Below are 21,876 nucleotides of genomic sequence, written 5' to 3'. Positions count from 1 at the left end.
AACAAAAGAGGGGGCCGCGCGGCCCCCTTTTCGTCGCTGCGGGTGTTTCCTGCGTCTTACCGGGAATGGCTGTGCGTCTCGGATGCCGAATTCATGACCGGCTTCAGCAGTACGAATCCATAAATCGCCGCGATACCCACAAGAATGTAGATAAGGTTCGTCAGCCAGCTATCGATGCCGAAGATCGCCGAAACGAGGTTGAAATCGAAAAGGCCCACAAGCCCCCAGTTCAAACCGCCGACGATGATGAGAATGAGAGCTGTCGCGTTCAGCGCCTTCATGATGAGATCTCCTTGAAGTTTATCATTCAGGTGGAGAAACAACGCGCCGCGCCGATTGTTCCAGCGCATGACCCGCGTCTCGGACGATATGTCGAGTGCCGGCCAGAGTGTGACTTCCGGGTCGCCGGTATCGCTGATAGCCTTGCGCAGAAGAGAAGGGGGGGGCTCGCCCATGTCACTTTTGAAACGCCTGTTCGGATCGCGTGACGGCGCAACGCCCACGACCGCGCCGGCCGAAGAGCACAAGGGATTCACCATTCATCCCGACCCGATCAACGAGGGCGGGCGGTGGAGGATCGGCGCGCGGATCGAAAAGGAGACCGGCGGCGAGATCAAGACGCATCGTATGATCCGTGCCGACACGCTTGAAAGCCGCGCCGCGGCGGTCGATGCGTCCCTCGGAAAAGCGAGAATGCTGATCGATCAGCAGGGCGAAGAGATTTTCCGCTGAACGGAAACAGGCCGGGCATATCCGCCCGGCCCGTGTGGTTCAGGTGCGATCCGCTTGGTTCGGATCGCTCGTGGTGCCCGGCCCTGTTTTCGGATCCGGGTTGGTCTGTTCCGGCCCGTCGGACGTTTCGGGAACATCCGCAGAACGATCCCGGCGCGGATCGGGTGCCCGATCGGCTTGGTTAGGATCGTTCGTGGTGCCGGGGCCGGTTTTGGGATCGGAATTGGTCATGCCGATACCCGCCCTCAATCGTCGAGAAGGAACGTGATCGCGAGATTCACCTTGAACTCGGTGATCTTGCCATTCTCGACCATAACGTTCTGATCCTTGACCCACGCGCTCTTGATGTTGCGAATGGTCTTGGCGGCCCGTTCGATGCCTTCGCGTGTCGCATCGTCGAAGCTGTTCGGTGAGGTTGCGGAGATTTCGGTCACTTTTGCAATGCTCATGGTATCCTCCTTTGCGGTTACCTTAGGGAAGAACAAACCGCGCTACCGATGGTTCCGAACAGGGCATCCTCAGCCCGTCGGCATCACGAACACTTCCTGCACATTGGCGCGCGGGTCGGCGCCCAGCGCGAAAACGACGGAGCGCGCGATATCCTCGGGCTTGAGCTTGTCGGGTTTGGCGTCTTCGAAGAACGGCGTGTCCACCATCCCCGGCGCGATCACCGTGCAGCGCCCGCCCCATTCGCGCATCTCTTCGGCGACATTGCCGCCATAGCCATGCACGAACCATTTGGACGCGCCATAGACCGACCCCGCGATATGGCGTCGCCCTGCGGCCGATCCGGTCATCAGCAGATGTCCCGTGCTCTTGCGCAGATGGGGCATTGCGGCCTTCGTCGTCCAAAGAACGCCGAGGATGTTGATATGCACCATCTTGTGCCACTCCTCGGGATCGCCTGCTTCGGTGCCAGACGTGCTAAGCCCGGTTCCCGCGTTGGCATAGGCCGCATCGACGCTGCCGAAATGATCGGCGAGCCTGTCCAGCGCCTGTTTCTGTTCATCGAAATCCGTCGCATCGCCCGGAAGCGCCAGCGCCTGATCGCCGAGATCGGAGGCGAGCTGCTCCAGCTTGTCCTTCGATCGCGCGAAGAGACCGACGTTCCAGCCCTCTTTGGCCGCCGCGCGGGCCGTTGCTTCGCCGATGCCGGTGGATGCGCCGGTGATGAAAATCGTCTTGCGTGCCATATCGCCCTCTCAGCTTTGCGTTACCCCGTTCAACGTATGGCAAGGGCGACAGGTTTCACCCGAATGGTTCTCAAAAGCGCTGACGAAATTTCGCCACCATCCCTTGCGGGGCGAAATCGCCTCTACCCAAAACCTCGCGGCGTTCCTATAGTGGCTGTGGATAAGTGGGGCGAACCTACATTCGAGGCAGTGACGAAGGAAGAAGGGACGGCTCATGCGTTGCCCGTTTTGCGGAAATATCGACACACAGGTCAAGGACAGCCGTCCGGCCGAGGATCATGTCGCCATCCGGCGTCGGCGGTTCTGCCCGGCGTGTGGCGGGCGGTTCACGACCTATGAGCGCGTGCAGCTGCGCGATCTCGTCGTCATCAAGAGCAATGGCCGCCGCGAGGATTTCGACCGCGACAAGCTGGAACGCTCGATCCGCATGGCCATGCAGAAACGCCCCATCGAACCCGAACGCATCGACCAGATGATTTCCGGCATCGTGCGCCGCCTCGAAAGCCTCGGGGAGACGGATATCCCGTCAAAGCAGATCGGCGAGATCGTGATGGAGACGCTGGCCCGGATCGACACGGTCGCCTATGTGCGCTTTGCCAGCGTCTACAAGAATTTCCAGGAAGCGGACGATTTCGACAAGTTCGTCAGCGAATTGCGCCCGTCGGACAAGCAAAAGCCCGAAAGCTGAGATGCCCGCCGCCGATGATGCGTTCATGGAGCGGGCGCTGGCGCTTGGCCGTCGCGGGATGGGCAACACATGGCCCAACCCGGCGGTCGGGTGCGTTCTGGTCAAGCGCGGGCAGATCATCGGCGAGGGCTGGACGCAGCCCGGAGGGCGGCCCCATGCGGAGACCGAGGCGCTTGCAAAGGCGGGCGCTCGGGCGCAGGGGGCGACGGCCTATGTCACGCTCGAGCCTTGCGCGCATCACGGTCGCACGCCGCCCTGTGCCGATGCGCTGATCGCGGCTGGCGTTGCGCGGGTGGTAGCCCCCTTCGACGACCGCGATCCGCGTGTCTCGGGGCAGGGCTTCGCCCGACTGCGCGGTGCCGGGGTGGAGGTGGTGACCGGCATCGGCCATGACGCCGCCGAAGAACACCATGCGGGGTTCTTCACCCGCGTCACGCTTGGCCGTCCTTTGGTCACGCTGAAGCTCGCGACCAGCCTTGACGGCAGGATCGCCACCGCCAGCGGCGACAGCCAGTGGATCACCGGGCCGGACGCTCGCGCGCATGTGCATGAGCTGCGCGCGACGCACGATGCCGTCATGGTCGGTGGCGGCACCGCGCGCGCGGACGATCCGACGCTGACCGTGCGTGGCCGCGAGGTCGTGCGGCAACCGGTGCGGATCGTCGTATCGCGCAAGCTCGATCTGCCTGCCCAGACCAATCTTTCCCGAACGATGGATATCGCGCCACTTTGGCTGTGTCATGGCGAGGATGTTCCGGCCGACCGCAAGGACGCGTGGGCGACATCGGGTGTGGAATTGGTCCCGGTTGCCCAGACCGGCCAGCGCCTCGATCCCGGCGCGATGCTGCAGGCGCTCGGCGCGCGCGGCTTGACGCGGGTGTTCTGCGAGGGTGGGGGCGAGTTGGCATCGAGTCTGCTATCGGCGGATCTTGTCGACCGGCTCGAGCTGCATGTCGGCGGCGTCGTCGTCGGTGCGGAAGGGCGCCCCGCGCTCGGTGCGTTAGGGCTGGAACGTCTGTCCGACGCGCCGCGCTTCACGCTTCGGGATCTGCGCCGGATCGGCAACGATGTCGTGCAAAGCTGGACGCGTCAGCGCCACGCCCAGGAGTAGCTCGCCAGCGCGCCTTGCAGCTTGGCAAGAAGCCGGAGCGGTCTGGAGTTCGCTGCCGCGCCGGAGGCGAGCCTGTCCACGGCCACTTCGACCGGGCAAGGCGTATTCGTCACCGGGTCGTGATAGCGCGGATAGTCAATCAGCGCGGCGTGAACCAGCGCGTCGAGGCTCACCAGTCGCCCCCGGCGATCCGGCGTCGGGCAAAGATCGGTCGTCAGCCCCCAGCCGGCATAGAAGGGCAGCCCCAGCACCGTGACCGGCACGCCGCGCAAGAGCGCCTCGAACCCGGCAAGCGAGGTCATCGTCCAAAGCCCATCCACCCGGTCGAGCAACGCGGACATCGGCGCATCGGTGGTCTGATCGGCCCATTCGAGTGCGTTTTCCACGGCACCGGAGCGCAGCCCGGCGCTGACATCGGGATGCGGTTTGTAGAGGATGAACGCATCTGCATTGGCGTCCCTCGTGCGCTTGAGCAACGCGGCGTTGCTTCGAACCTCCGGGCTGCCGAAACGCAGCGATGCATCATCCTCCACCTGTCCCGGAACGAGGATGACGGGCTTTCCGGCTGCGTCGATCTTCAGGTGCGTGTCGGGTGCAGCGGCGTATTTCGTCACGCCCCCGGCGATGATCTTTTCGACCAACCGCCGCGCGCGATCCGCGGCGTGTTCCGGCAGGTCCGCGTTCCGGGCGATCAAGGTCTCCAGCCGTGAGGGGCGGGACGGATCGTAGTAGATGCCCAGATCGTCCAGCACGAGCGACAGGGGCGGCACCAGGTCCGCGCCGAGCCCGCGTGAGCGCAGAAACCCGTCCTCCACGCTGCACGCCCCCAGATGCGTCGTCGCCCCCCATACCATTTCGCGGCGCGCGCCTGACTTTCCGCCGAAGCGCATCGGGGTGAATTGCCCGAACATCGCCTGCATATGCGGACGTTTCCAAAGGCGGATATTGCGCCCGGTCCAGCCGTGACGATCCTCCTGCCAAGCGCGGCGGGTGGCTTCCAGCGTGTCCATGACCCGGCCGAGATCGCAGAGGCGATCTTCGTAGGGATCATACCAGATCGGATAGCGTATCATCGCGCCGGCAAAAAGCTGCGCCCGCGTCAAGTTGCGCTGCCTGCGCGGCAGGGTGTGTTCATCGTCCGTCAGCCCCCATCCGGCATAAAAGGGCGTGCCGAAGACGCGCGGTCTGTGGCCGGCGAGGATCGCCTCGAACCCCATCTGCGAGGACAGGGTATAGACCGCAATCGCGCCCTCCAGCAGGTCCGCCGGAGCCGGATTGCCTTCGACGAAGGACACCCGTCCGTTGACCTGTTCCTGCGAGAAATGCCCGCCGCGCTTGCCCGCTTGCGTTTCGGGATGCGTGCGGATCAGGATGCGCGCGCCGGGATGTTCGGTCTGTGCGTAATAGAGCATCTCGGCGAAGCGGGCCCGCGCCATGTCCGCGCCGGGAACGGAGGCGGTGACCGACGCATCGCCTTCGGCCTGATCGATGACGAGCACATAGCCCGGCTCCGGCAATGCCGCGTCCGTGTCATAGGCGTTGTATTTGGACAGCCGCAGCGTCTGCATTCGGGCCATCAGGACACGCGCTTGCGCGAGTTGAGCGGCGTCATCCAGCGGATCCTGCATCAGCAGCGTTTCAAGATCGGATGGCCCGCGCGCGTCGAAATGCAGGCCAGTCCGGTCGATCAGGAGGCCGAGCGGCGCTTCGCGCGCAACGCGGCCGGGATGAAGCGAGCGCAGAAGGGCATCCTCCACGCGCAGCACCGGGGCATCACGCCGGTTGGCGACCGCTTGCCCGCGTGTCGCGCTCGGGGCCGCACCCCAGATGCCGACCCAGTCCTGCGGTCCGGGGCGACCGAGCGTGACCTGCCATCCGGCAAGCGCGAGAATACGTTTGACGCGGCGCTGGGTCAGGAAGCCGCTGTTATAGACGCAAAGACGCCGGGGGCTTTCCTCCCCGGCGCCTTCTGCAAAGGGTCGGCTGGCCACCCGGCGGCCTATTGCAGGCCGAGCCCGGTCTGTGCGCTGTCTGCCAAACCGCTTGCCCCGCCAAGCGTACCGGTGATCGCCGCGATCGTACGGTTCCACTGTACGATCGGCGCTTCGGTGACATAGATCGTATCGCCGTCGCGGATCAGGAAATCGCGGGCGACGAAAAGCCCGTTCGGTTCGGTCAGATCGAGAACGTAAATCATCCGCTGCGCTCCCACGAGGTCGGCACGTCCGAGCACCGCATTGGCAATCTCCGGTGCCTCATTGCGGAAGATGAAGATGCCCGTCGGATCGGCGGTGGACGCGCTCAGCCCACCGAGTTGCGCCAGCGCCTCGACCGCCGAGAGCGTGTGCGATTCGAAGGTCATCCGGGTTTGCGCGCCGGTCGCGCCGAGCGCGGTGAAGGAACGTTCATCCGCCTCGATGAGGATACGGTCGCCATCGCGCAGGGCGATGTCGAGTTCGGGGTGATCGTAGAGATCCTCGAACCAGATCGTCTCGCTTCGGCCGCCGCGCGTGAGGGTGACTTGCGCGATCTCGGTCGAAAGCCCGACCCCGCCGGCATTTGCGAGCATGGAAGCCAATGTGCGGGTGGGGCGGGTGATCGGGAACACGCCCTGCGTGCCGGCGGAGCCTAGGATCGAGACCGTCGCGCCATCGCCTGCGGTGCGGCGGACCTCGACCTGCGGATCGGGGGTCTGGTCTTCGAGCTTGCGGGTAATGATGCGGCGGATCGCTTCGGGCGTGTTGCCCGCCGCCTTGATGCGCCCGGCATAGGGCACGAAGATGAAGCCCGCGCCATCGACCTGCACGCTTTCCAACGCGGTCGCGTTGGTCGCCTCCGCGGCCAGCAGCCCGTCGTCGACATTTTCCCAGATCGTCAGCCCCAGCGTGTCGCCCGGGCGGATGACGTCGGCGCCTTGCAGGCTGGTATTGAGAAACGCATCGGAAAACCCGAGGGCCGGAACGACCGCTGTCGCGCGGGTGATACGGTCGTCGACGGCAACGACGAAGGCATCGCCTTGCCGTTGCACCGATCCCGCGAAGATCTGTTTCTTGCTCGGCCCGACACCCGGAAGGGTGCATCCCGCCAGCAGCGAGACGGACAGCACAAGCGCGATGGACCCGGTCCACCGGAATTTCGTTTTGAACACGGCTCGGCCTCCTGGGCCCGTTATGGACTGCGTCGGTTTATCTTTTTGGGGTAAACTATCGAAATCGCGACGATATGACCAGTCCCGCGTCCCGCATCGCTCAAGGAACGATACGCAACTGTTGCGCGCTCGCCCCGCGCGGCTGCAGGCGGTGCGCATAGGGATCGTGCGAAACCAGTATCCGATCCACCACATGGCGTAGCAATTCCGCCCGCCCGCGCGCCGAATAGAAGCCACCGGGGATCTGGCTGGTCTCGAGCAGGAACTGGCGGAATATCGCGTAGAGCTCGGGATCGGGCGGCTGCGGCGCGGCGAAGAAATCGGCGAGCGGCTGGTGCGAGACCAGCCCCGGCTTGTCATAGACGCAGGTTCCGAATGCCCGCACCGGCAGGCCGCGCCAGAGCGCCTGATGCGCCGCGGTGGAATTGACCGTCACGGCCGAGCGCGCCGCGCCGAGCAGATGCGCCAGTTTCCCGCCGCGCACGAAATGCACCCGCCCTGCGACGTCATGCGTCTGAGCCGACATGCGGATCGCCCGTTCGATGGGCGCGCGCCCATCTTCGAGAGGGTGGGCCTTGAACACAAGGCGGTGATGCGGCGGCGCGCCTTCGGCGAAACCCGCTGTAACGGTTTCGATGAACTGGGTTTGCGATGCGAAATCCGAGAAGGCGCGAAAGCTGGCGTCATGTTCGAGTTGCAGCAGAACGACGTGATAGGGCCAGCCCCCCTTGCGGATATGCCGCGTCGCGAAGGCACGCTCCACCATGTGACGCGGCCGCCGCAGCAGGCGCAGCAGATGCAGGCGGAACTCCTCGGCCACGCCTTGCGCGCGGTGCGGACGGTAATGGGGAAAGGCGCGGTTTCTGAAGAGAACATGCCAATGATAGAGCGCACCATGCGCCATGTGCTGGCGCAGATCGCCCCACCGGTCCGGGGGCATCGGCGGATGCGGCGGGCTTTGCTCCAGCGCCTGCGCCATACGCGGAAGCGTGATCGTCATCAGCCGGGAATTGCCGTTCGACCCGCCGCGTTCGTAGGTGGCCCAAAAGGGACGCAGATAGCCTTCCTCGAACACATGCACCGTCAAGCCCAGATCGCGCGCGGCAGAGATGGCCTCTGCGTGGTGGCGGCGCGTGTCGCCATAGAGCACCAAATCGGTCGCCCTGATCTGCCGCGCAATCCGGGCGAAACGCTCCGGCCATGCGGCAGCTGGCTCGGTGAAACGCAGCAGCGTCGCCTTGTCCCACCAGGCCGCTGCGTCGCCCGCGTTGAACGCCACGCGCCACGCTCTCGCGCCAGTCTCTGCCAGCTGCGCGGCCAATTGCGCGTAAAACGGGCCATGTGGGCCTTGCAGGAACAGGAATACCCGCGTTGTGTTTGTCATGTCGGCGCAGTATCCCTCGGCCCCGGATCATCGGTCAGCATAGGCAGCCGGAGCAGGGGAGCAAGATCATGTTCACGGGCATCGTCACGGATATCGGCGAAGTGCGCGCGGTGGAGCGCAATGGCGATCTGCGCGCGCGGATCGCGACGCGCTACGATACCGGCGGCATCGATATCGGCGCTTCCATCGCCTGCAGCGGTGTATGCCTGACGGTCGTGCAGCTCGGCCCCGACTGGTTCGAGGTCGAGATCAGCGCAGAGACGCTGGACAAGACGACGCTGGGCGGTTGGGCCGAAGGCACGCGGGTCAATCTCGAACGCGCGCTGAAGGTCGGCGACGAGCTTGGCGGGCATATCGTGTCGGGTCATGTCGACGGGCTTGCGCGGATCGTGGACATGCGCCCCGAGGGTGACAGTATCCGCTATACGTTCGAAGCGCCGCGCCCCCTTGCGCGGTTCATCGCGCCGAAAGGGTCCGTGGCTCTGAACGGCACGTCGCTTACCGTGAACGAGGTCGAGGACTGCCGTTTCGGCGTCAACCTGATCCCGCATACGCAGGAGGTGACGACTTGGGGAGATGCGCAGGTGGGCGATGCCGTGAACCTCGAGATCGACACGATGGCGCGCTACGTCGCGCGTCTGGCTGAAATGCAGGGCTAGGCGGAGGACGCGTCAACGCGTCCTGGTTTCTCCATCGATGGAGAAACGCGCTGGGCTGGCGCGGCGACCGATGAGGTAGGTTAGCGCGATGCCGGCGCCGTAGCTGAGCGCCAGGAACGCGAACGGACCCCAAACCGGCGCTCCGGTATAGAGCGCGATCAGCAGCGGCGTGCCGGTGAGGTTGCCGAGATTTCCCATCTGCGCCATCGCGCCATTGGCCAGCGCCCGCGCGTTCGGATCGGGGTTGAGCTGCGGCACCAGCGCAAAGCCCGAGCCCTGCACGAAGGCCATCGCGGCAAAGAGCGCAAGCACTGTGGTTGCTGTGAAGCCGAGGGCGAGGGTGCCGAGCGCCGCGGCGAGGCAGGCCGTGAAACCGCCGATCACAACGCCCCATGCGCGAAACCGCGACAGAAGCGCGACGCCCGCCGTCAGCGACACCGCAATGGAAACGAGCGGCGCGGCGGAGCCGAGCCAGAGCGGCGCGGCACCGCCCATCAGGAGCGGCAGGACCGTCAGCACCGACACGAAGGTCAGCGTATAGCACAGCCATGCCAGCGCAGGCGCCGCGATGCCGGGCGTGACATAGGCGGTGACATGCCGCGCGAGGATCGAGCCATGGCTCTGCGGCGGCGCGGTGTAGGCGGCGGACGCGGGCAGGGCCAGCGCGCAGAGCGCGGCGGCTCCGGCCATCCAGAGCCCGTGCGACAGGATCAGCGCTGGCAGCCCGCCCAAGGCGATGAGTGCCGGGGCGGTGATGGCAAGCAGGGCGAAGGCGACGCCGAAAAACGTGCTCCAGAGCGTCAGCGCGGCGGGGCGCAGGCGGTCGGGTGTTGTCTCTGCGATCAATGTGGGGGCGGCGACGACGATCAACAGGTGCGAGGTGCCCTCGATCACCCGGCTGGCGATCATCCAGGGCATCGCCGGCAGGCTGGCCTGCCAGAAGGATACGAGCGCGCCGAGCAGGAGCGATCCGATCAGCGCGCGGCGCGTGCCGATGCGGTTGACGACCATCCCCGCGAAAAGGCCGAGCACCACGCCCACGAGGCTGATCGAGGAGATCGCCCAGCCGAGCGTCGTCTCGCGCCCGCCATAGGTCTCGCTCAGCGCAAGGAAGCTGACGGCGAGCTTGGAGAACTGGCCCGCCGCGCCCAGCCCGGCCAGATAGATCACCGCTGTCAGAAGTGCCGGATGCCGCATCACTGCCTATTGCCTCGCTGCGGGAGCATTGGCGCAAGCGGTGGGCGCCCGCAATGGCGCGAGAGGTTTTCTTTCGCCGCCGCGCGCTTATCTAACCCGCATGAGCGCATTGCCCCCCTCCCTGCAAGGCTGGTTCGACCGGCGCGGCTGGTCCATTCATCCCCATCAGCGCGAGATGCTGGAGCGTGCGGGCGACCCCTGCCTGCTGCTCATCGCGCCCACGGGGGGCGGCAAGACGCTTGCGGGGTTCCTGCCGACATTGGTCGATCTGGCGGAGGGTGCGCATGAGGGGATGCACACGCTCTATATCAGCCCGCTCAAGGCGCTGGCCGCCGATATCAAGCGCAATCTCGGCACGCCCATCGCGGAGGCCGGTCTGCCGATCCGGGTCGAGGATCGCACCGGCGACACCTCGGCCCATGTCAAGAAACGCCAGCGCGGCGATCCTCCGCATATCCTGCTGACGACGCCGGAATCGCTCGCGTTGCTGACGAGCTATGAGGATGCGCCGCGCATGTTCGCCGGGCTCAAACGCGTGGTGGTGGACGAGATTCACGCGCTGGCCGAAAGCAAGCGGGGCGATCAGTTGATGCTGGCGCTGGCACGGCTTCAGGCCATGCGCCCCGATCTGCGCCGTGTCGGATTGTCGGCGACCGTGGAGGATCCGGCGGCGATTGCCCGGTTCCTCGCCCGCCATCCAGACCCGTGCGAAATCGTCATGGCCGATCCGGGGCCTGAGCCGGATATCGCCATGCTGGTGACGGAAGAAGCGCCTCCCTGGTCCGGCGGCGGCGCGAAATACGCGATTCCGGCAGTGCTGGAGCAGGTCAAGCGCCACAAGACGACGCTGATCTTCCACAACACCCGCGCGCAGGCCGAGATCTTCTTTCACAACCTTTGGCTTGCCAACGAAGACGCGCTGCCCATCGGCATCCATCACGGCAGCCTTGATCGCGGCCAGCGCGAAAAGGTCGAGGCGGCGATGGTGCGGGGCGACCTGCGGGCGATTGTCTGCACCGGGTCTTTGGATCTGGGCATCGACTGGGGCGATGTGGATCTGGTGATCCAGATCGGCGCGCCGAAGAACGTCAAGCGGCTGGTGCAGCGGATCGGTCGGGCGAACCACCGCTACAATGCGCCGTCCAAGGCGCTTCTGGTGCCGGCCAACCGGTTCGAGGTGGTCGAATGTGTCGCGGCACTCGAAGCCGTCAAGGCGCATGAGCTTGACGGAGAGCCGCGCGGGCGCGGGCCGCGCGATGTATTGTGCCAGCACATCCTGATCGCCGCCTGTTCCGGGCCGTTCGATGCCGATGCGCTTTACGACGAGATGCGCGCCGCCGGCCCCTATGCGGCCCTCTCGCAAGAGGAATTCGACGCCTGTCTCAATTTCTGCGCAACCGGCGGTTATGCCCTGCGCGCTTACGATCAATGGCAACGGCTCAAGCAATTGCCCGATGGGCGCTGGCAGCTGCGCGATCCGCGCTCGTCCGCGCGCATCCGGCAGAATATCGGCACGATCCAGGACACCGACACGCTCAAGGTCAAATGGCGCGGCCGGGGCGGAGCGCCCCTCGGCGAGATCGAGGAGGGTTTTGCCGCCACACTGACGAAAGGCGACACGTTCCTGATCGGCGGGCAGATCGTGCGCTATGAGGGCTTGCGCGAACTGACGGTCGAGGTGACGCGCGATCCGGGCAAGAAACCCAAGATCGCCACCTTCATGGGCACCAAGTTCGCCACCTCGACCCAGCTTTCGGCGCGGGTGGTCGAGATGTTCCAGCAAAGCGACTGGCCCGAGCTTCCGCGTCACACGCGCGACTGGCTCCACATGCAGCGCCGCGTCAGCCGCCTGCCCGAACCGGGGCGGCTGCTGATCGAGAGCTTTCCCCATGACGGGCGCGAGCAACTGGTGGCCTACGGCTTTGCCGGGCGCAACGCGATGCAGACGCTGGGGCTGCTCTTGACCAAGCGGATGGAGGAGGAGGGGCTGGCTCCGATGGGGTTCGTGGCCACCGATTACGCGGTGCTGATCTGGGGGCTGGACGCGGTTGTCGATCCCGCGCCGCTTTTCGACATCGCGGCGCTGGAGGAAGGGCTGGACGGCTGGCTTGCCGGCAATGCGGTAATGAAGCGTACCTTCCGGGCCAGTGCAACGATTGCCGGGCTGATCGAGCGGCAGATCGGCGGCCAGCGCAAGACCGGGCGGCAGGCGACCATGTCTTCGGATATCCTCTACGATACGTTGCTGAAATACGACCCCGACCATCTGCTCATGCAGATCACCCGCGAGGAAGCGATGCGCGGGTTGGTGGATTTTTCCCGCATCCGCGAGATGGCCGAACGGGTGGGCAACCGTATAGATCTGCTGCGGCTCGACCGCGTGACGCCACTCGCCGCGCCGCTCTTTCTGGAACCGGGGAGGGTGCCGGTGCGCGGGCAAGCCGATGAGCGGCTGCTGGAGGAAGAGATCACGCGGCTGATGGAAACGAGCGGGCTGGCACAGGTCGAGGCCGCGCCATCCCGGCCGAAATGGCGCGTGCCGTTCTGAAGGGCGCGCATCGCGGCGCGCCCCCGCCGGATCAGGTCACGTCGCGATAGGAGATCTCCGGCACGTCCCTGCCACCCTTGCCCCGTCGAACGATCAACCGGTTGAGCGCATGGATATAGGCCTTGGCCGACGCCACAACCGTATCGGTATCGGCCGATTGCCCGGTGGCGATCATCCCGTCCTCCTCGAGTTTCACGCTGACGGTGGCCTGCGCATCGGTGCCTTCGGTCACGGCATGCACCTGGTAAAGCTGCAACCGCGCCTTGTTCGGATGCAGCATACGGATCGCCTTGAATGTGGCGTCGACCGGACCGTCGCCCTCGCTCGTTGCGCTTTGCTCCTCGCCATCGATTTCCATCTCGATGGTGGCTTCGGCCGGACCGGTGCCGCAGGTGACGTGGAGATTGACCAGTTGCAGCGCATCGTCACCCTCGGTCGTGGCCGAGACGAGCGCGAGGATGTCGTCGTCGAACACCTCCTTCTTGCGGTCGGCCAGATCCTTGAACCGCACGAAGATGTCCTTGAGCTGGTTGTCGCCCACCTCGACACCCAGTTCCTTGAGCTTGGCGCGCAAGGCCGCGCGGCCCGAATGTTTGCCCAAGGGCAGCGAGGTGCCGGACAGCCCGACATCCTCGGGCCGCATGATCTCGAAGGTCTCGGCGTTCTTGAGCATGCCGTCCTGATGGATACCGCTCTCATGCGCAAACGCATTCTTGCCGACGATGGCCTTGTTGAACTGCACGGCAAAGCCCGACACCGTCGCCACGCGGCGCGAGATATGCATGATCTTCCTCGTGTCGATCCCGGTATGCCAGGGCATGATGTCATTGCGCACCTTGAGCGCCATCACCACCTCTTCGAGCGCGGTATTGCCGGCCCGTTCGCCCAGACCGTTGATCGTGCATTCGATCTGCCGCGCGCCGCCCGCGACGGCGGCCAGCGAATTTGCCGTCGCCATGCCGAGATCGTTGTGACAATGCGTGGCGAAGACGACATTGTCCGCGCCCGGCACCGTTTCGATCAGCCGGCGGATCAGATCGGCGCTCTCCACCGGCGCGGTATAGCCAACCGTATCGGGAATGTTGATCGTCGTCGCGCCGGCCTTGATGGCGATCTCGACAACGCGGCACAGGTAATCCCATTCGGTGCGCGTCGCGTCCATCGGCGACCATTGCACGTTGTCGCAGAGGTTGCGTGCATGGGTCACGGTCTGCTCAATCCGCTCGGCCATCTCGTCCTGGGTCAGGTTCGGAATGGCGCGGTGCAGGGGCGACGTGCCGATGAAGGTGTGAATACGCGGCCGGCGCGCGTGCTTCACCGCCTCCCAGCAGCGGTCGATATCCGGCAGTTGCGCACGCGCCAGCCCGCAGATCACCGCGTTCCTGCTGCGCTCCGCGATCTCGCTCACGGCGCGGAAATCGCCCTCGGAGGCGATGGGAAAGCCGGCCTCGATGATATCGACGCCCATATCGTCCAGAAGCTCGGCGATCTCCAGCTTCTCGGCGTGCGTCATGGTCGCTCCGGGGGATTGTTCGCCGTCACGCAAAGTGGTGTCGAAGATCACCACGCGGTTGTCATCTTGTTTCGTCATGTTCGGGTCTTTCTGTCTTGTCCAAATCGCCCGGCGCGAAAAGCCTCCTCTGAGCGGTCGCGCCGTTCGGCCGCGCTCAGAGGCGGATTAGGAGAAGACGGGTGGCCAGCGCAAGTGCAGCGCGGGTGCGCGTCGGAACTGCGATATGGGCCATCGGTGTCATGCGAAGAACTATACGCGGGAAATTCCGAATGGAAAGTGATCGGCGGAAAAAAAGCGCGTCATGGAAAAACGTGCCTCTTTCTTCTTGCCGAAAATATTCCGGGGGGTCCGGGGGGCTGGCCCCCCGAACCGTTTCCGTTGACGGAAACGGGACGATGCGTCGACGCATCGTCCGCGCCGCTCAAAGCTCGGGATAGATCGGAAAACGCGCGCAAAGATCCGCGACTTCGCTGCGCACCTTGCCCTCGACAGCCGCATTGCCGCCCTCGCCATTCGCGGCAAGCCCGTCCACAACCTCGATGATCCAGTCGGCGATCTGGCGGAACTCCGCCTCGCCGAAGCCGCGTGTCGTGCCGGCGGGGGAGCCGAGGCGGATGCCCGATGTCACCATCGGCTTTTCCGGATCGAAGGGCACGCCGTTCTTGTTGCAGGTGATGTTCGCGCGGCCCAGAGCCTTTTCGGTCGCGTTGCCCTTGACGCACTTGGGGCGCAGATCGACCAGAACGACGTGCGTGTCGGTGCCATGCGTCACCGTATCCAAACCGCCCTTGATGAGCTGGTCCGACAGCGCCTGCGCATTGCGGATGACGTTCTGCTGGTAGGTCTTGAACTCGGGGCGAAGCGCTTCACCGAAGGCCACCGCCTTGGCGGCGATCACGTGCATGAGCGGGCCGCCCTGGATGCCGGGGAAGATGGCGGAGTTGAATTTCTTGGCCAGCGCCTCGTCATTGGTCAGGATCATGCCGCCGCGCGGGCCGCGCAGGGTCTTGTGGGTCGTTGTGGTGGCGACATGGGCATGGGGGAAGGGGCTGGGATGTTCGCCCGCTGCCACCAGTCCCGCAAAATGCGCCATGTCCACCAGAAGCCACGCGCCGACGCTGTCGGCGATCTCGCGCATCTTCGCGAAATCGATCTGGCGCGGGATGGCCGAGCCGCCCGCGATGATGAGTTTCGGCTGATGCTCCGCCGCCAGATCCCGGACCTGATCGTAATCGAGCAGGTTGTCCTCGCGGCGCACGCCGTAATGAATTGCGTTGAACCATTTGCCGGACTGGTTCGGAGCTGCGCCATGGGTCAGGTGCCCGCCCGCATCGAGGCTCATTCCGAGGATCGTATCTCCGGGTTTCAGAAGTGCGGTGAAGACGCCCTGATTCGCCTGGCTGCCGGAATTGGGCTGCACATTGGCGAAGCCGCAGCCGAAAAGTTCCTTGGCCCGGTCGATGGCGAGGTTTTCGGCCACATCGACATGCTGGCAACCGCCGTAATAGCGCCGGCCCGGATAGCCTTCGGCATATTTGTTGGTCATGATCGAACCTTGCGCCTGCAGAACGGCGCGAGACACGATGTTCTCGGAGGCGATCAATTCGATCTCGTCACGCTGGCGGGCGAGCTCGTCCGTTATGGAGCCGAAAAGTTCCGGATCGCTGTCGGCAAGCGATTTGGTGAAAAATCCGGTGTCGCGATGCGGAGCGTTCATGGGCTAGTGCCTCCTTGCGGGTGTCGGTTGGCGTCTAGGTATAGGACGCGGCGGAAAAGGCAAAGCCGGGAAAGCGACGGGTTTGGACAAAGCTGCGCCATCTCTGGTGCGGGCGGGGCGTTTGTGATTGTCTCGAAAATCGAAGATCATCGACAGGATGCGACCTTTATGACATTGCGTATCGCCTTCGCCGCCAGCAACGCGCCGATCGCGCAATCGGCCAAGGCCGCCCTGACGCGGCGCTATGGCGATCATGCCGAAGAGGGGGCAGATGTGATCGTGGCGCTGGGCGGTGACGGGTTCATGCTCGACACGCTGCACCGCACGCAGGATCTCGGCGCGCCGGTCTATGGCATGAACCGGGGCACAGTCGGGTTCCTGATGAATGAATATTCCGACCACCAGCTTGAAGAACGGCTCGCGCAGGCCGAAGAGGCGGTGATCAATCCGCTCTCCATGACGGCCGAGACGCAGGACGGCGAAATCCACCGGGCGCTTGCGATCAACGAAGTTTCACTTTTGCGGTCCGGCCCGCAGGCGGCGCAGGTAAGGATCAGCGTTGATGGCAAGGTGCGCATGTCAGAGCTTGTCTGCGACGGTGTGCTGGTTTCCACGCCGGCCGGTTCGACCGCCTATAACTATTCCGCGCATGGGCCGATCCTGCCGATCGGATCGGACGTTCTCGCGGTCACGGCCGTTGCCGCCTTCCGGCCGCGGCGCTGGCGAGGCGCGCTTCTGCCCAAGACGGCCGATGTCTGTTTCGAGGTGCTCGCCCCCGGAAAGCGCCCCGTCATGGCGGAGGCGGATTCGCGCTCGGTGCGCAACGTCGTGCGGGTCGATGTGAGATCGGAGCCGAGCATCGGGCATCGTGTCCTGTTCGATCCCGGCCACGGGCTCGAGGAACGGCTCATTCGCGAACAGTTCGTCTGACGGCACCTTCTCGCCCAATTCTTGCCATTTGCACCCGGCATCACGCACATCCGTTCGCACAGAGGATGTCATGCGCGTTGTCCCGGTTCTTGCCCTTGTTATGATCCTTGCCGGCGGTGCCATGGCGCAGGAAAAGGCGCGCATGCTGGGACGCGGCGATCTTCTGGGGTGGGAAGCGGTCGGCCGGCTCGATTTCGGTGATGGCACCTGCACCGGCACGCTCGTTGCGCGCGATCTGGTGCTTACGGCGGCACATTGCGTGGTGGATAGCGGCACGGCGCGAATCAAACCGCTGGACAGAATGGTGTTCCGCGCAGGCTATGTTCACGGCAGCGCGCAGGCGACACGCCGGGTGCGCAAAATTGTCGTTGCAGATGGATATACGCGCAGCGCGAACAGCAGCCTTACCGAAAGGGTGGCCCGCGATCTGGCGCTTCTGCGACTGGATCAGCCGGTCTACAGCAACGAAGCTGACCCGTTCGCCATCCATGGCAGTGCCCCGAGTGACACGCGTGTGACGCTTGTGTCCTACGGACAAGGTCGCAACGAAACGCTTCAGCGCGAATCCGGCTGTCGGCTCAAACAGACCTATCGCGGCGGCATCATGACCTTCGATTGCGATGTGACCTTCGGCTCCTCGGGCGCGCCTGTCTTTACCCGCGAGGAGGGGCGTTTGCGGCTGCTGTCGGTCGTTTCGATGAAGGCCGACTTGCCCGGCCGGGCGAAAGAGGCCATCGGGATGAGCCTACCGAAGCTCGTGGCGCGGATGAAGAGGCGGATGGGCGTTCCGGCCACGCCGGTCCCGGTCATCGCCGGCGCGCGGCGGATCACGGCCGGAGAGCGCAGCATCGGCGGTGCGCGCTTCGTCCGTCCGTGATCCCGGTGCAGGCAGGTTCTAAATCTGCTCTTTCTGCGCGCCGGAATGGGGCCGCGCCTTTCCGAGGCTCGGCTTCTGGCCCAGCGGTTCGGGCTTTTCTCGCTTGCTGAACTCGCTGCGTCCGTCGAGCGATGGGCCGGATGTCCAGCGGCCTTCCGGCGTTTCCTCGTCGAGCGAGGTGTTGAGGAAGTAATAGGAGTGTTCGGTCGCCTCATGCTCCTGCGGCGTGCTGTTCGGAATGGGCAAGGCGTTCTCCATCCCGCCAAGCTCTTCGATCACGGCCAGCCATTGCTGCTGGTGCATCGTGTCGCGGGCGATCAGGAAGGACAGCATGTCCTTCATGCCGGAATCGTCTGTCATGTTGTAAAGCCGCGAGGCCAGCACGCGCCCGCCGCTCTCGGCGGTGACGTTCGCCAGCATGTCGGCTGCCAGATTGCCGGTGGCGTAGACATGGCTCATATCGAAGGGCACGCCATTGGAGTTGACCGGCATCGCGGAAAGGCCGGATGACAGGATGTGACGGGGATTGGCACCGCCCATGATCGCATTCACGACAGGGTCTTTCGCGGCCTCTTCCTGGATCGTGACGGGCGCGCCTTCGAGGTTCAGCGCAACGGCATGACCGAGAAATTCGATATGGGACAGCTCCTCGGTGGCCGTCATCATCAGCATATCGCGGTATTTGTCGTCACCGCGCGCGCCCATTGCCTGAAAGAAATACTGCATGGCGACGCGGATCTCGCCTTCGATTCCGCCTATCGCCTGTTGCAGGTATTTTGCGAACTGCGGATCGGGACGGTCCACACGCACTTCGTATTGCAGCTTGCTGGAATGGTGAAACATATCTGTCCTCCTTGGTGAGAACAGTGAAACCCCGGCGCGGCGATTATGTTTCAGACGAATTGGTTATCAAGAAAGTAAGCGGTATCGGCCGCAGAGGCGCCGTTCCGAAACGGCGTCCCGCCTACCCGTCGGTCAAAGCGCCGTTCACCCATTCGCCGGTCGCCTCTTCGCCGGTGGCATAGCGCATGGTGCCGGTGCCCTGACGCTTGCCGTCGATGAAGGCACCTTCATAGACATCGCCATTTGCATAGGTGGCGACACCCTCGCCGCTGATCTCGCCGTTTTTCCATTCGCCTTCGTAGACGAAGCCATCCGCCATTTCGATCTTGCCGGTGCCGTGGCGCTGGCCGTCCTTGAACTGGCCGACATAGACCGTGCCGTCGGGATAGGTCGCTGTGCCCTGACCGTCGCGCTGGCCGTCCTTCCATTCGCCGTCGTAGGTGTAGCCGTCGGGATAGGTCATCACGCCCTGGCCATGATTGCGGGCGTTCTTGAACTCGCCCTCATAGGTCAGACCGTTGGCGTAGATGGCGGTGCCGGTCCCGTCGATCACGCCGTCGACCCAATCGCCTTCATAGGTGGAGCCGTCGGGATAGGTGATCTTGCCCTTCCCGTCGGCCAGATCGCCGCGGAAGGTGCCTTCATAGACCGAGCCGTCAGGGTAGGTGACCTTGCCCTGACCCTCGATCTGCCCGGCGACCCATTCGCCCTCGTAGCGGTAGCCGTCGGTGCCGATGAAAGTGCCGGTGCCGTGGCGCAGATCGTTTTCGAACTCGCCATCGTAGATATCGCCGTTGGTGTAGGTGACCTTGCCGCTGCCCTCGCGCCGGCCGGCGACCAGCTCGCCCTCGTAGATGTCGCCATTGGCCTGCGTCAGCTTGCCGGCGCCGTCGATCTGGCCGTCCTTCCACATGCCTTCGTAGATTAGGCCATCGGGCATGGTCAGCTTGCCTTGCCCCTCACGTTCGCCCCCGGCGACACGGCCTTCGTAGACCGATCCGTCGGGATAGGTGATCGTGCCATTGCCTTCCTTGACGCCGTTTACCCAATCACCCTCGTAGACATAGCCGCCGGGGCTTTGCATCGTGCCGCGCCCGTGATGCAGTGCGTTGCGGAAGGCGCCTTCGTAGCGCACGCCATTTGCGTAACTCGCAACGCCCTGTCCGGTGATCTTGCCATCGAGCCAGGAGCCCTCATAGGTCGAGCCGTCGGCGAAGACGATCTTGCCGATCCCCTCGGGCTTTCCCTTGACGAACTGCCCTTCATAGACCGACCCGTTGGGAAACCGAGCAACGCCCTTGCCGCGGATTTCGCCGTCGACCCAGTCGCCGGTATATTCGTACCCGTTGGGCAGCCGGTAGGTGCCGTTGCCGTGCTGGAGCCCGCCGCGGAACGTGCCTTCATAGACGCCGCCATCGTCGTATTGCTTGGTCTGCACCTCGCCGTCCTGCGCTGCCGCGCCGGTTGCCAGTGCCAATGCCGCCGCCGCGCCCAGAATGACCGATTTGCCCGCTCTCATATGCCCGATGTCCCGTTCATGTCCGTTGCCATGATCTTGCCCCGCAAATCCTATAGGGCGGGGCCGGGTCAGACAATCGCTTATCGGACAAGCGGCTTTCCCTCACGCGGCGTTCTGCTATGTCCGTTGCGGGAACGAGGAAGGACGACGCCCCATGACGGACCGCTTTCGCATCACGCTGGCGCAGCTGAACCCGACCGTCGGCGATCTGGCGGGCAATGCCGCCAAAGCGCGCGCGGCATGGAAGGCGGGGCGCGATGCCGGGGCCGATCTGGTGGCGCTGCCGGAGATGTTCATCGCCGGATATCAGGCGCAGGATCTGAGCGTGAAGCCGGCGTTTCTGGCCGATGTGCGCGCGCAGATCGAGGCATTGGCGCAGGACTGCGCAGATGGTCCGGCGCTTTGCATCGGCGGGCCTTCGGTGGGTGAGGATCTGCGCATCCACAACAGCTATTTCACATTGCAGGGCGGCAAGATCGCATCGGTCGTGCACAAGTATTTCCTGCCGAATTTCAACGTCTTCGACGAGGTGCGCCTGTTCTCGCGCGACATGATGCAGGGGCCGGTCGCGGTGGGCGGCGTGCGCATCGGCATGCCGATCTGCGAAGACACATGGTATCCCGATGTGGTCGAGGCGCTGGAGGAAAGCGGCGCGGAGTTCCTTCTGGTGCCGAACGGCTCGCCCTATTTCCGCGGCAAGTTCGACACCCGGCTCAATCATGCGGTCGGACGCGTGGTCGAAAGCGGATTGCCGCTCATCTATCTCAACATGGTCGGCGGGCAGGACGATCAGGTCTTCGATGGCGGGGCTTTCGTGGTCAATCCCGGCGGAAAGATGGTGGTGCAACTGCCGGTCTTCGACGAGGTGATCGCGCATGTCGATCTGGAGCGCAGCGACGATGGCTGGCGGGCGCTGGAGGGTGATTTCACCGTCCATCCCGGCGAGATAGAGCAGGATTGGCGCGTCATGGTCACGGGCCTGCGCGACTATTGCGCCAAGAGCGGGTTCGGCAAGGTGCTTCTGGGCCTGTCGGGCGGCATCGACTCGGCCATCGTGGCGGCCATCGCCGTCGATGCGCTTGGCGCGGAGAATGTGCGCTGCGTGATGCTGCCGTCGGAATACACCTCGGAAGCCTCGCTCGAAGATGCCAGATCGGTCGCCGAGGCGCTCGGCTGTCGTTATGATTTCGTCCCGATCTCGGAGGTGCGGGATGCGGTGACGCGCACACTGGCGCCGCTTTTCGAGGGCACGGAGCCGGATCTGACCGAGGAGAACATCCAGTCGCGCATTCGCGGTCTGCTGCTCATGGCGCTGTCGAACAAGTTCGGGGAACTGCTGCTGACCACCGGCAACAAATCCGAGGTCGCGGTGGGCTATGCTACGATCTACGGCGACATGGCGGGCGGTTATAATCCGATCAAGGATATGTATAAAACCCGCGTCTTCGAGGCATGCCGATGGCGCAACGCCAATCACCGCGACTGGATGATGGGGCCGGGGGGCGAGGTGATCGCGCAGCGGATCATCGACAAGCCGCCTTCGGCCGAATTGCGCGCCGATCAGAAGGACAGCGATTCTTTGCCCGATTATCCGGTTCTGGACGGCATTCTGAAGATCCTGGTCGATGAGGATGGCTCTATCGCAGATTGCGTGGCGGCGGGATATGATCGCGCCGATGCCCAACGCGTCGAGGCGCTGCTTTACACGAGTGAATACAAACGCTTCCAGTCCGCCCCCGGCCCGCGCCTGTCGAACAGGGCGTTCTGGCTGGACCGGCGCTATCCCATCGTCAACCGTTGGCGCGATCCGTCCTGAG

20 protein-coding genes are annotated in these 21,876 nt (G+C 64.5%); 8 read left to right on the top strand and 12 right to left on the bottom strand.

Annotation, left to right across the window (positions count from 1 at the left end; genetic code table 11):
• Nucleotides 1-56 precede the first annotated feature (56 nt).
• Nucleotides 57-455, bottom strand: a complete 399-nt coding sequence (locus M3465_RS17180) for a DUF378 domain-containing protein (protein WP_249500139.1) — start codon at nucleotides 453-455, stop codon at nucleotides 57-59.
• On the opposite strand from M3465_RS17180, the gene M3465_RS02580 reads away from it, so the two are divergent.
• Nucleotides 454-732, top strand: a complete 279-nt coding sequence (locus tag M3465_RS02580) for an HlyU family transcriptional regulator (protein WP_249500138.1) — start codon at nucleotides 454-456, stop codon at nucleotides 730-732. The two genes, M3465_RS17180 and M3465_RS02580, sit on opposite strands and share 2 nt — an antisense overlap.
• A 39-nt stretch (nucleotides 733-771) precedes the next feature.
• On the opposite strand, the gene M3465_RS02575 is transcribed toward M3465_RS02580, so the two are convergent.
• From M3465_RS02575 to M3465_RS02565, 3 genes are all read right to left on the bottom strand, one after another.
• Nucleotides 772-963 (bottom strand): hypothetical protein, encoded by a 192-nt coding sequence (locus tag M3465_RS02575; RefSeq protein WP_249500137.1) that lies wholly within the window; start codon nucleotides 961-963, stop codon nucleotides 772-774.
• 14 nt (nucleotides 964-977) lie between these two features.
• Nucleotides 978-1,181, bottom strand: coding sequence for a dodecin family protein (locus tag M3465_RS02570; protein ID WP_249500136.1), 204 nt, complete (start codon nucleotides 1,179-1,181; stop codon nucleotides 978-980).
• 69 nt (nucleotides 1,182-1,250) lie between these two features.
• Nucleotides 1,251-1,925 (bottom strand): SDR family oxidoreductase, encoded by a 675-nt coding sequence (locus M3465_RS02565; RefSeq protein WP_249500135.1) that lies wholly within the window; start codon nucleotides 1,923-1,925, stop codon nucleotides 1,251-1,253.
• A gap of 214 nt (nucleotides 1,926-2,139) precedes the next feature.
• Between M3465_RS02565 and nrdR the strand changes: the two genes are divergently transcribed.
• Both nrdR and ribD read left to right on the top strand, forming a co-directional pair.
• Nucleotides 2,140-2,613: a transcriptional regulator NrdR gene (gene nrdR, locus M3465_RS02560; protein ID WP_249500134.1), complete on the top strand. Its 474-nt coding sequence runs from the start codon at nucleotides 2,140-2,142 to the stop codon at nucleotides 2,611-2,613.
• Between the two features lies 1 nt (nucleotide 2,614).
• A complete protein-coding gene (ribD, locus tag M3465_RS02555) occupies nucleotides 2,615-3,724 on the top strand; it encodes a bifunctional diaminohydroxyphosphoribosylaminopyrimidine deaminase/5-amino-6-(5-phosphoribosylamino)uracil reductase RibD (protein ID WP_249500133.1) in 1,110 nt (369 codons plus the stop codon).
• Here ribD and M3465_RS02550 read toward each other — a convergent pair.
• The 3 genes from M3465_RS02550 to M3465_RS02540 form a co-directional block, all read right to left on the bottom strand.
• On the bottom strand, nucleotides 3,703-5,715 hold the full coding sequence (locus tag M3465_RS02550) for a capsule polysaccharide biogenesis protein (RefSeq protein WP_249500132.1): 2,013 nt from the start codon (nucleotides 5,713-5,715) through the stop codon (nucleotides 3,703-3,705). The two genes, ribD and M3465_RS02550, sit on opposite strands and share 22 nt — an antisense overlap.
• Nucleotides 5,716-5,723: 8 nt before the next feature.
• A complete protein-coding gene (locus M3465_RS02545; RefSeq protein ID WP_249500131.1) occupies nucleotides 5,724-6,872 on the bottom strand; it encodes a polysaccharide biosynthesis/export family protein in 1,149 nt (382 codons plus the stop codon).
• A 100-nt stretch (nucleotides 6,873-6,972) separates the two neighbouring features.
• Complete coding sequence (locus tag M3465_RS02540) at nucleotides 6,973-8,256, bottom strand: capsule polysaccharide biogenesis protein (protein ID WP_249500130.1); 1,284 nt, start codon at nucleotides 8,254-8,256, stop codon at nucleotides 6,973-6,975.
• 68 nt (nucleotides 8,257-8,324) lie between these two features.
• Between M3465_RS02540 and M3465_RS02535 the strand changes: the two genes are divergently transcribed.
• Nucleotides 8,325-8,915, top strand: a complete 591-nt coding sequence (locus M3465_RS02535) for a riboflavin synthase (protein ID WP_249500129.1) — start codon at nucleotides 8,325-8,327, stop codon at nucleotides 8,913-8,915.
• 12 nt (nucleotides 8,916-8,927) lie between these two features.
• On the opposite strand, the gene M3465_RS02530 is transcribed toward M3465_RS02535, so the two are convergent.
• Nucleotides 8,928-10,112: an MFS transporter gene (locus tag M3465_RS02530; protein ID WP_249500128.1), complete on the bottom strand. Its 1,185-nt coding sequence runs from the start codon at nucleotides 10,110-10,112 to the stop codon at nucleotides 8,928-8,930.
• A 100-nt stretch (nucleotides 10,113-10,212) separates the two neighbouring features.
• On the opposite strand from M3465_RS02530, the gene M3465_RS02525 reads away from it, so the two are divergent.
• Complete coding sequence (locus tag M3465_RS02525) at nucleotides 10,213-12,660, top strand: ligase-associated DNA damage response DEXH box helicase (protein WP_249500127.1); 2,448 nt, start codon at nucleotides 10,213-10,215, stop codon at nucleotides 12,658-12,660.
• A gap of 31 nt (nucleotides 12,661-12,691) precedes the next feature.
• Here M3465_RS02525 and M3465_RS02520 read toward each other — a convergent pair whose 3' ends face one another.
• Together M3465_RS02520 and glyA are read right to left on the bottom strand one after the other, a co-directional pair.
• On the bottom strand, nucleotides 12,692-14,251 hold the full coding sequence (locus M3465_RS02520) for a 2-isopropylmalate synthase (protein ID WP_249500126.1): 1,560 nt from the start codon (nucleotides 14,249-14,251) through the stop codon (nucleotides 12,692-12,694).
• A gap of 343 nt (nucleotides 14,252-14,594) precedes the next feature.
• Entirely contained in the window at nucleotides 14,595-15,890 is a 1,296-nt protein-coding gene (gene glyA / locus M3465_RS02515) for a serine hydroxymethyltransferase (protein ID WP_249500125.1), read from the bottom strand.
• Between the two features lie 168 nt (nucleotides 15,891-16,058).
• Between glyA and M3465_RS02510 the strand changes: the two genes are divergently transcribed.
• Nucleotides 16,059-16,820 (top strand): NAD kinase, encoded by a 762-nt coding sequence (locus M3465_RS02510; protein WP_249500124.1) that lies wholly within the window; start codon nucleotides 16,059-16,061, stop codon nucleotides 16,818-16,820.
• Between the two features lie 70 nt (nucleotides 16,821-16,890).
• Nucleotides 16,891-17,697 (top strand): trypsin-like serine peptidase, encoded by an 807-nt coding sequence (locus M3465_RS02505; protein ID WP_249500123.1) that lies wholly within the window; start codon nucleotides 16,891-16,893, stop codon nucleotides 17,695-17,697.
• A gap of 18 nt (nucleotides 17,698-17,715) precedes the next feature.
• Here the strand turns inward: M3465_RS02505 and M3465_RS02500 are convergent, their stop codons facing one another.
• On the bottom strand, nucleotides 17,716-18,540 hold the full coding sequence (locus M3465_RS02500; RefSeq protein ID WP_249500122.1) for a manganese catalase: 825 nt from the start codon (nucleotides 18,538-18,540) through the stop codon (nucleotides 17,716-17,718).
• A gap of 121 nt (nucleotides 18,541-18,661) precedes the next feature.
• Complete coding sequence (locus tag M3465_RS02495; protein ID WP_249500121.1) at nucleotides 18,662-20,059, bottom strand: MORN repeat-containing protein; 1,398 nt, start codon at nucleotides 20,057-20,059, stop codon at nucleotides 18,662-18,664.
• Between the two features lie 154 nt (nucleotides 20,060-20,213).
• Between M3465_RS02495 and M3465_RS02490 the strand changes: the two genes are divergently transcribed.
• Nucleotides 20,214-21,875 (top strand): NAD+ synthase, encoded by a 1,662-nt coding sequence (locus M3465_RS02490; protein ID WP_249500120.1) that lies wholly within the window; start codon nucleotides 20,214-20,216, stop codon nucleotides 21,873-21,875.
• Nucleotide 21,876: the final 1 nt, after the last annotated feature.

This window comes from Marivita sp. GX14005 (assembly GCF_023370775.1).
Lineage (GTDB): Bacteria > Pseudomonadota > Alphaproteobacteria > Rhodobacterales > Rhodobacteraceae > Marivita.
Note: the sequence above shows the minus strand (reverse complement) of the source record. Positions and strands in the feature narration are given on the sequence as shown.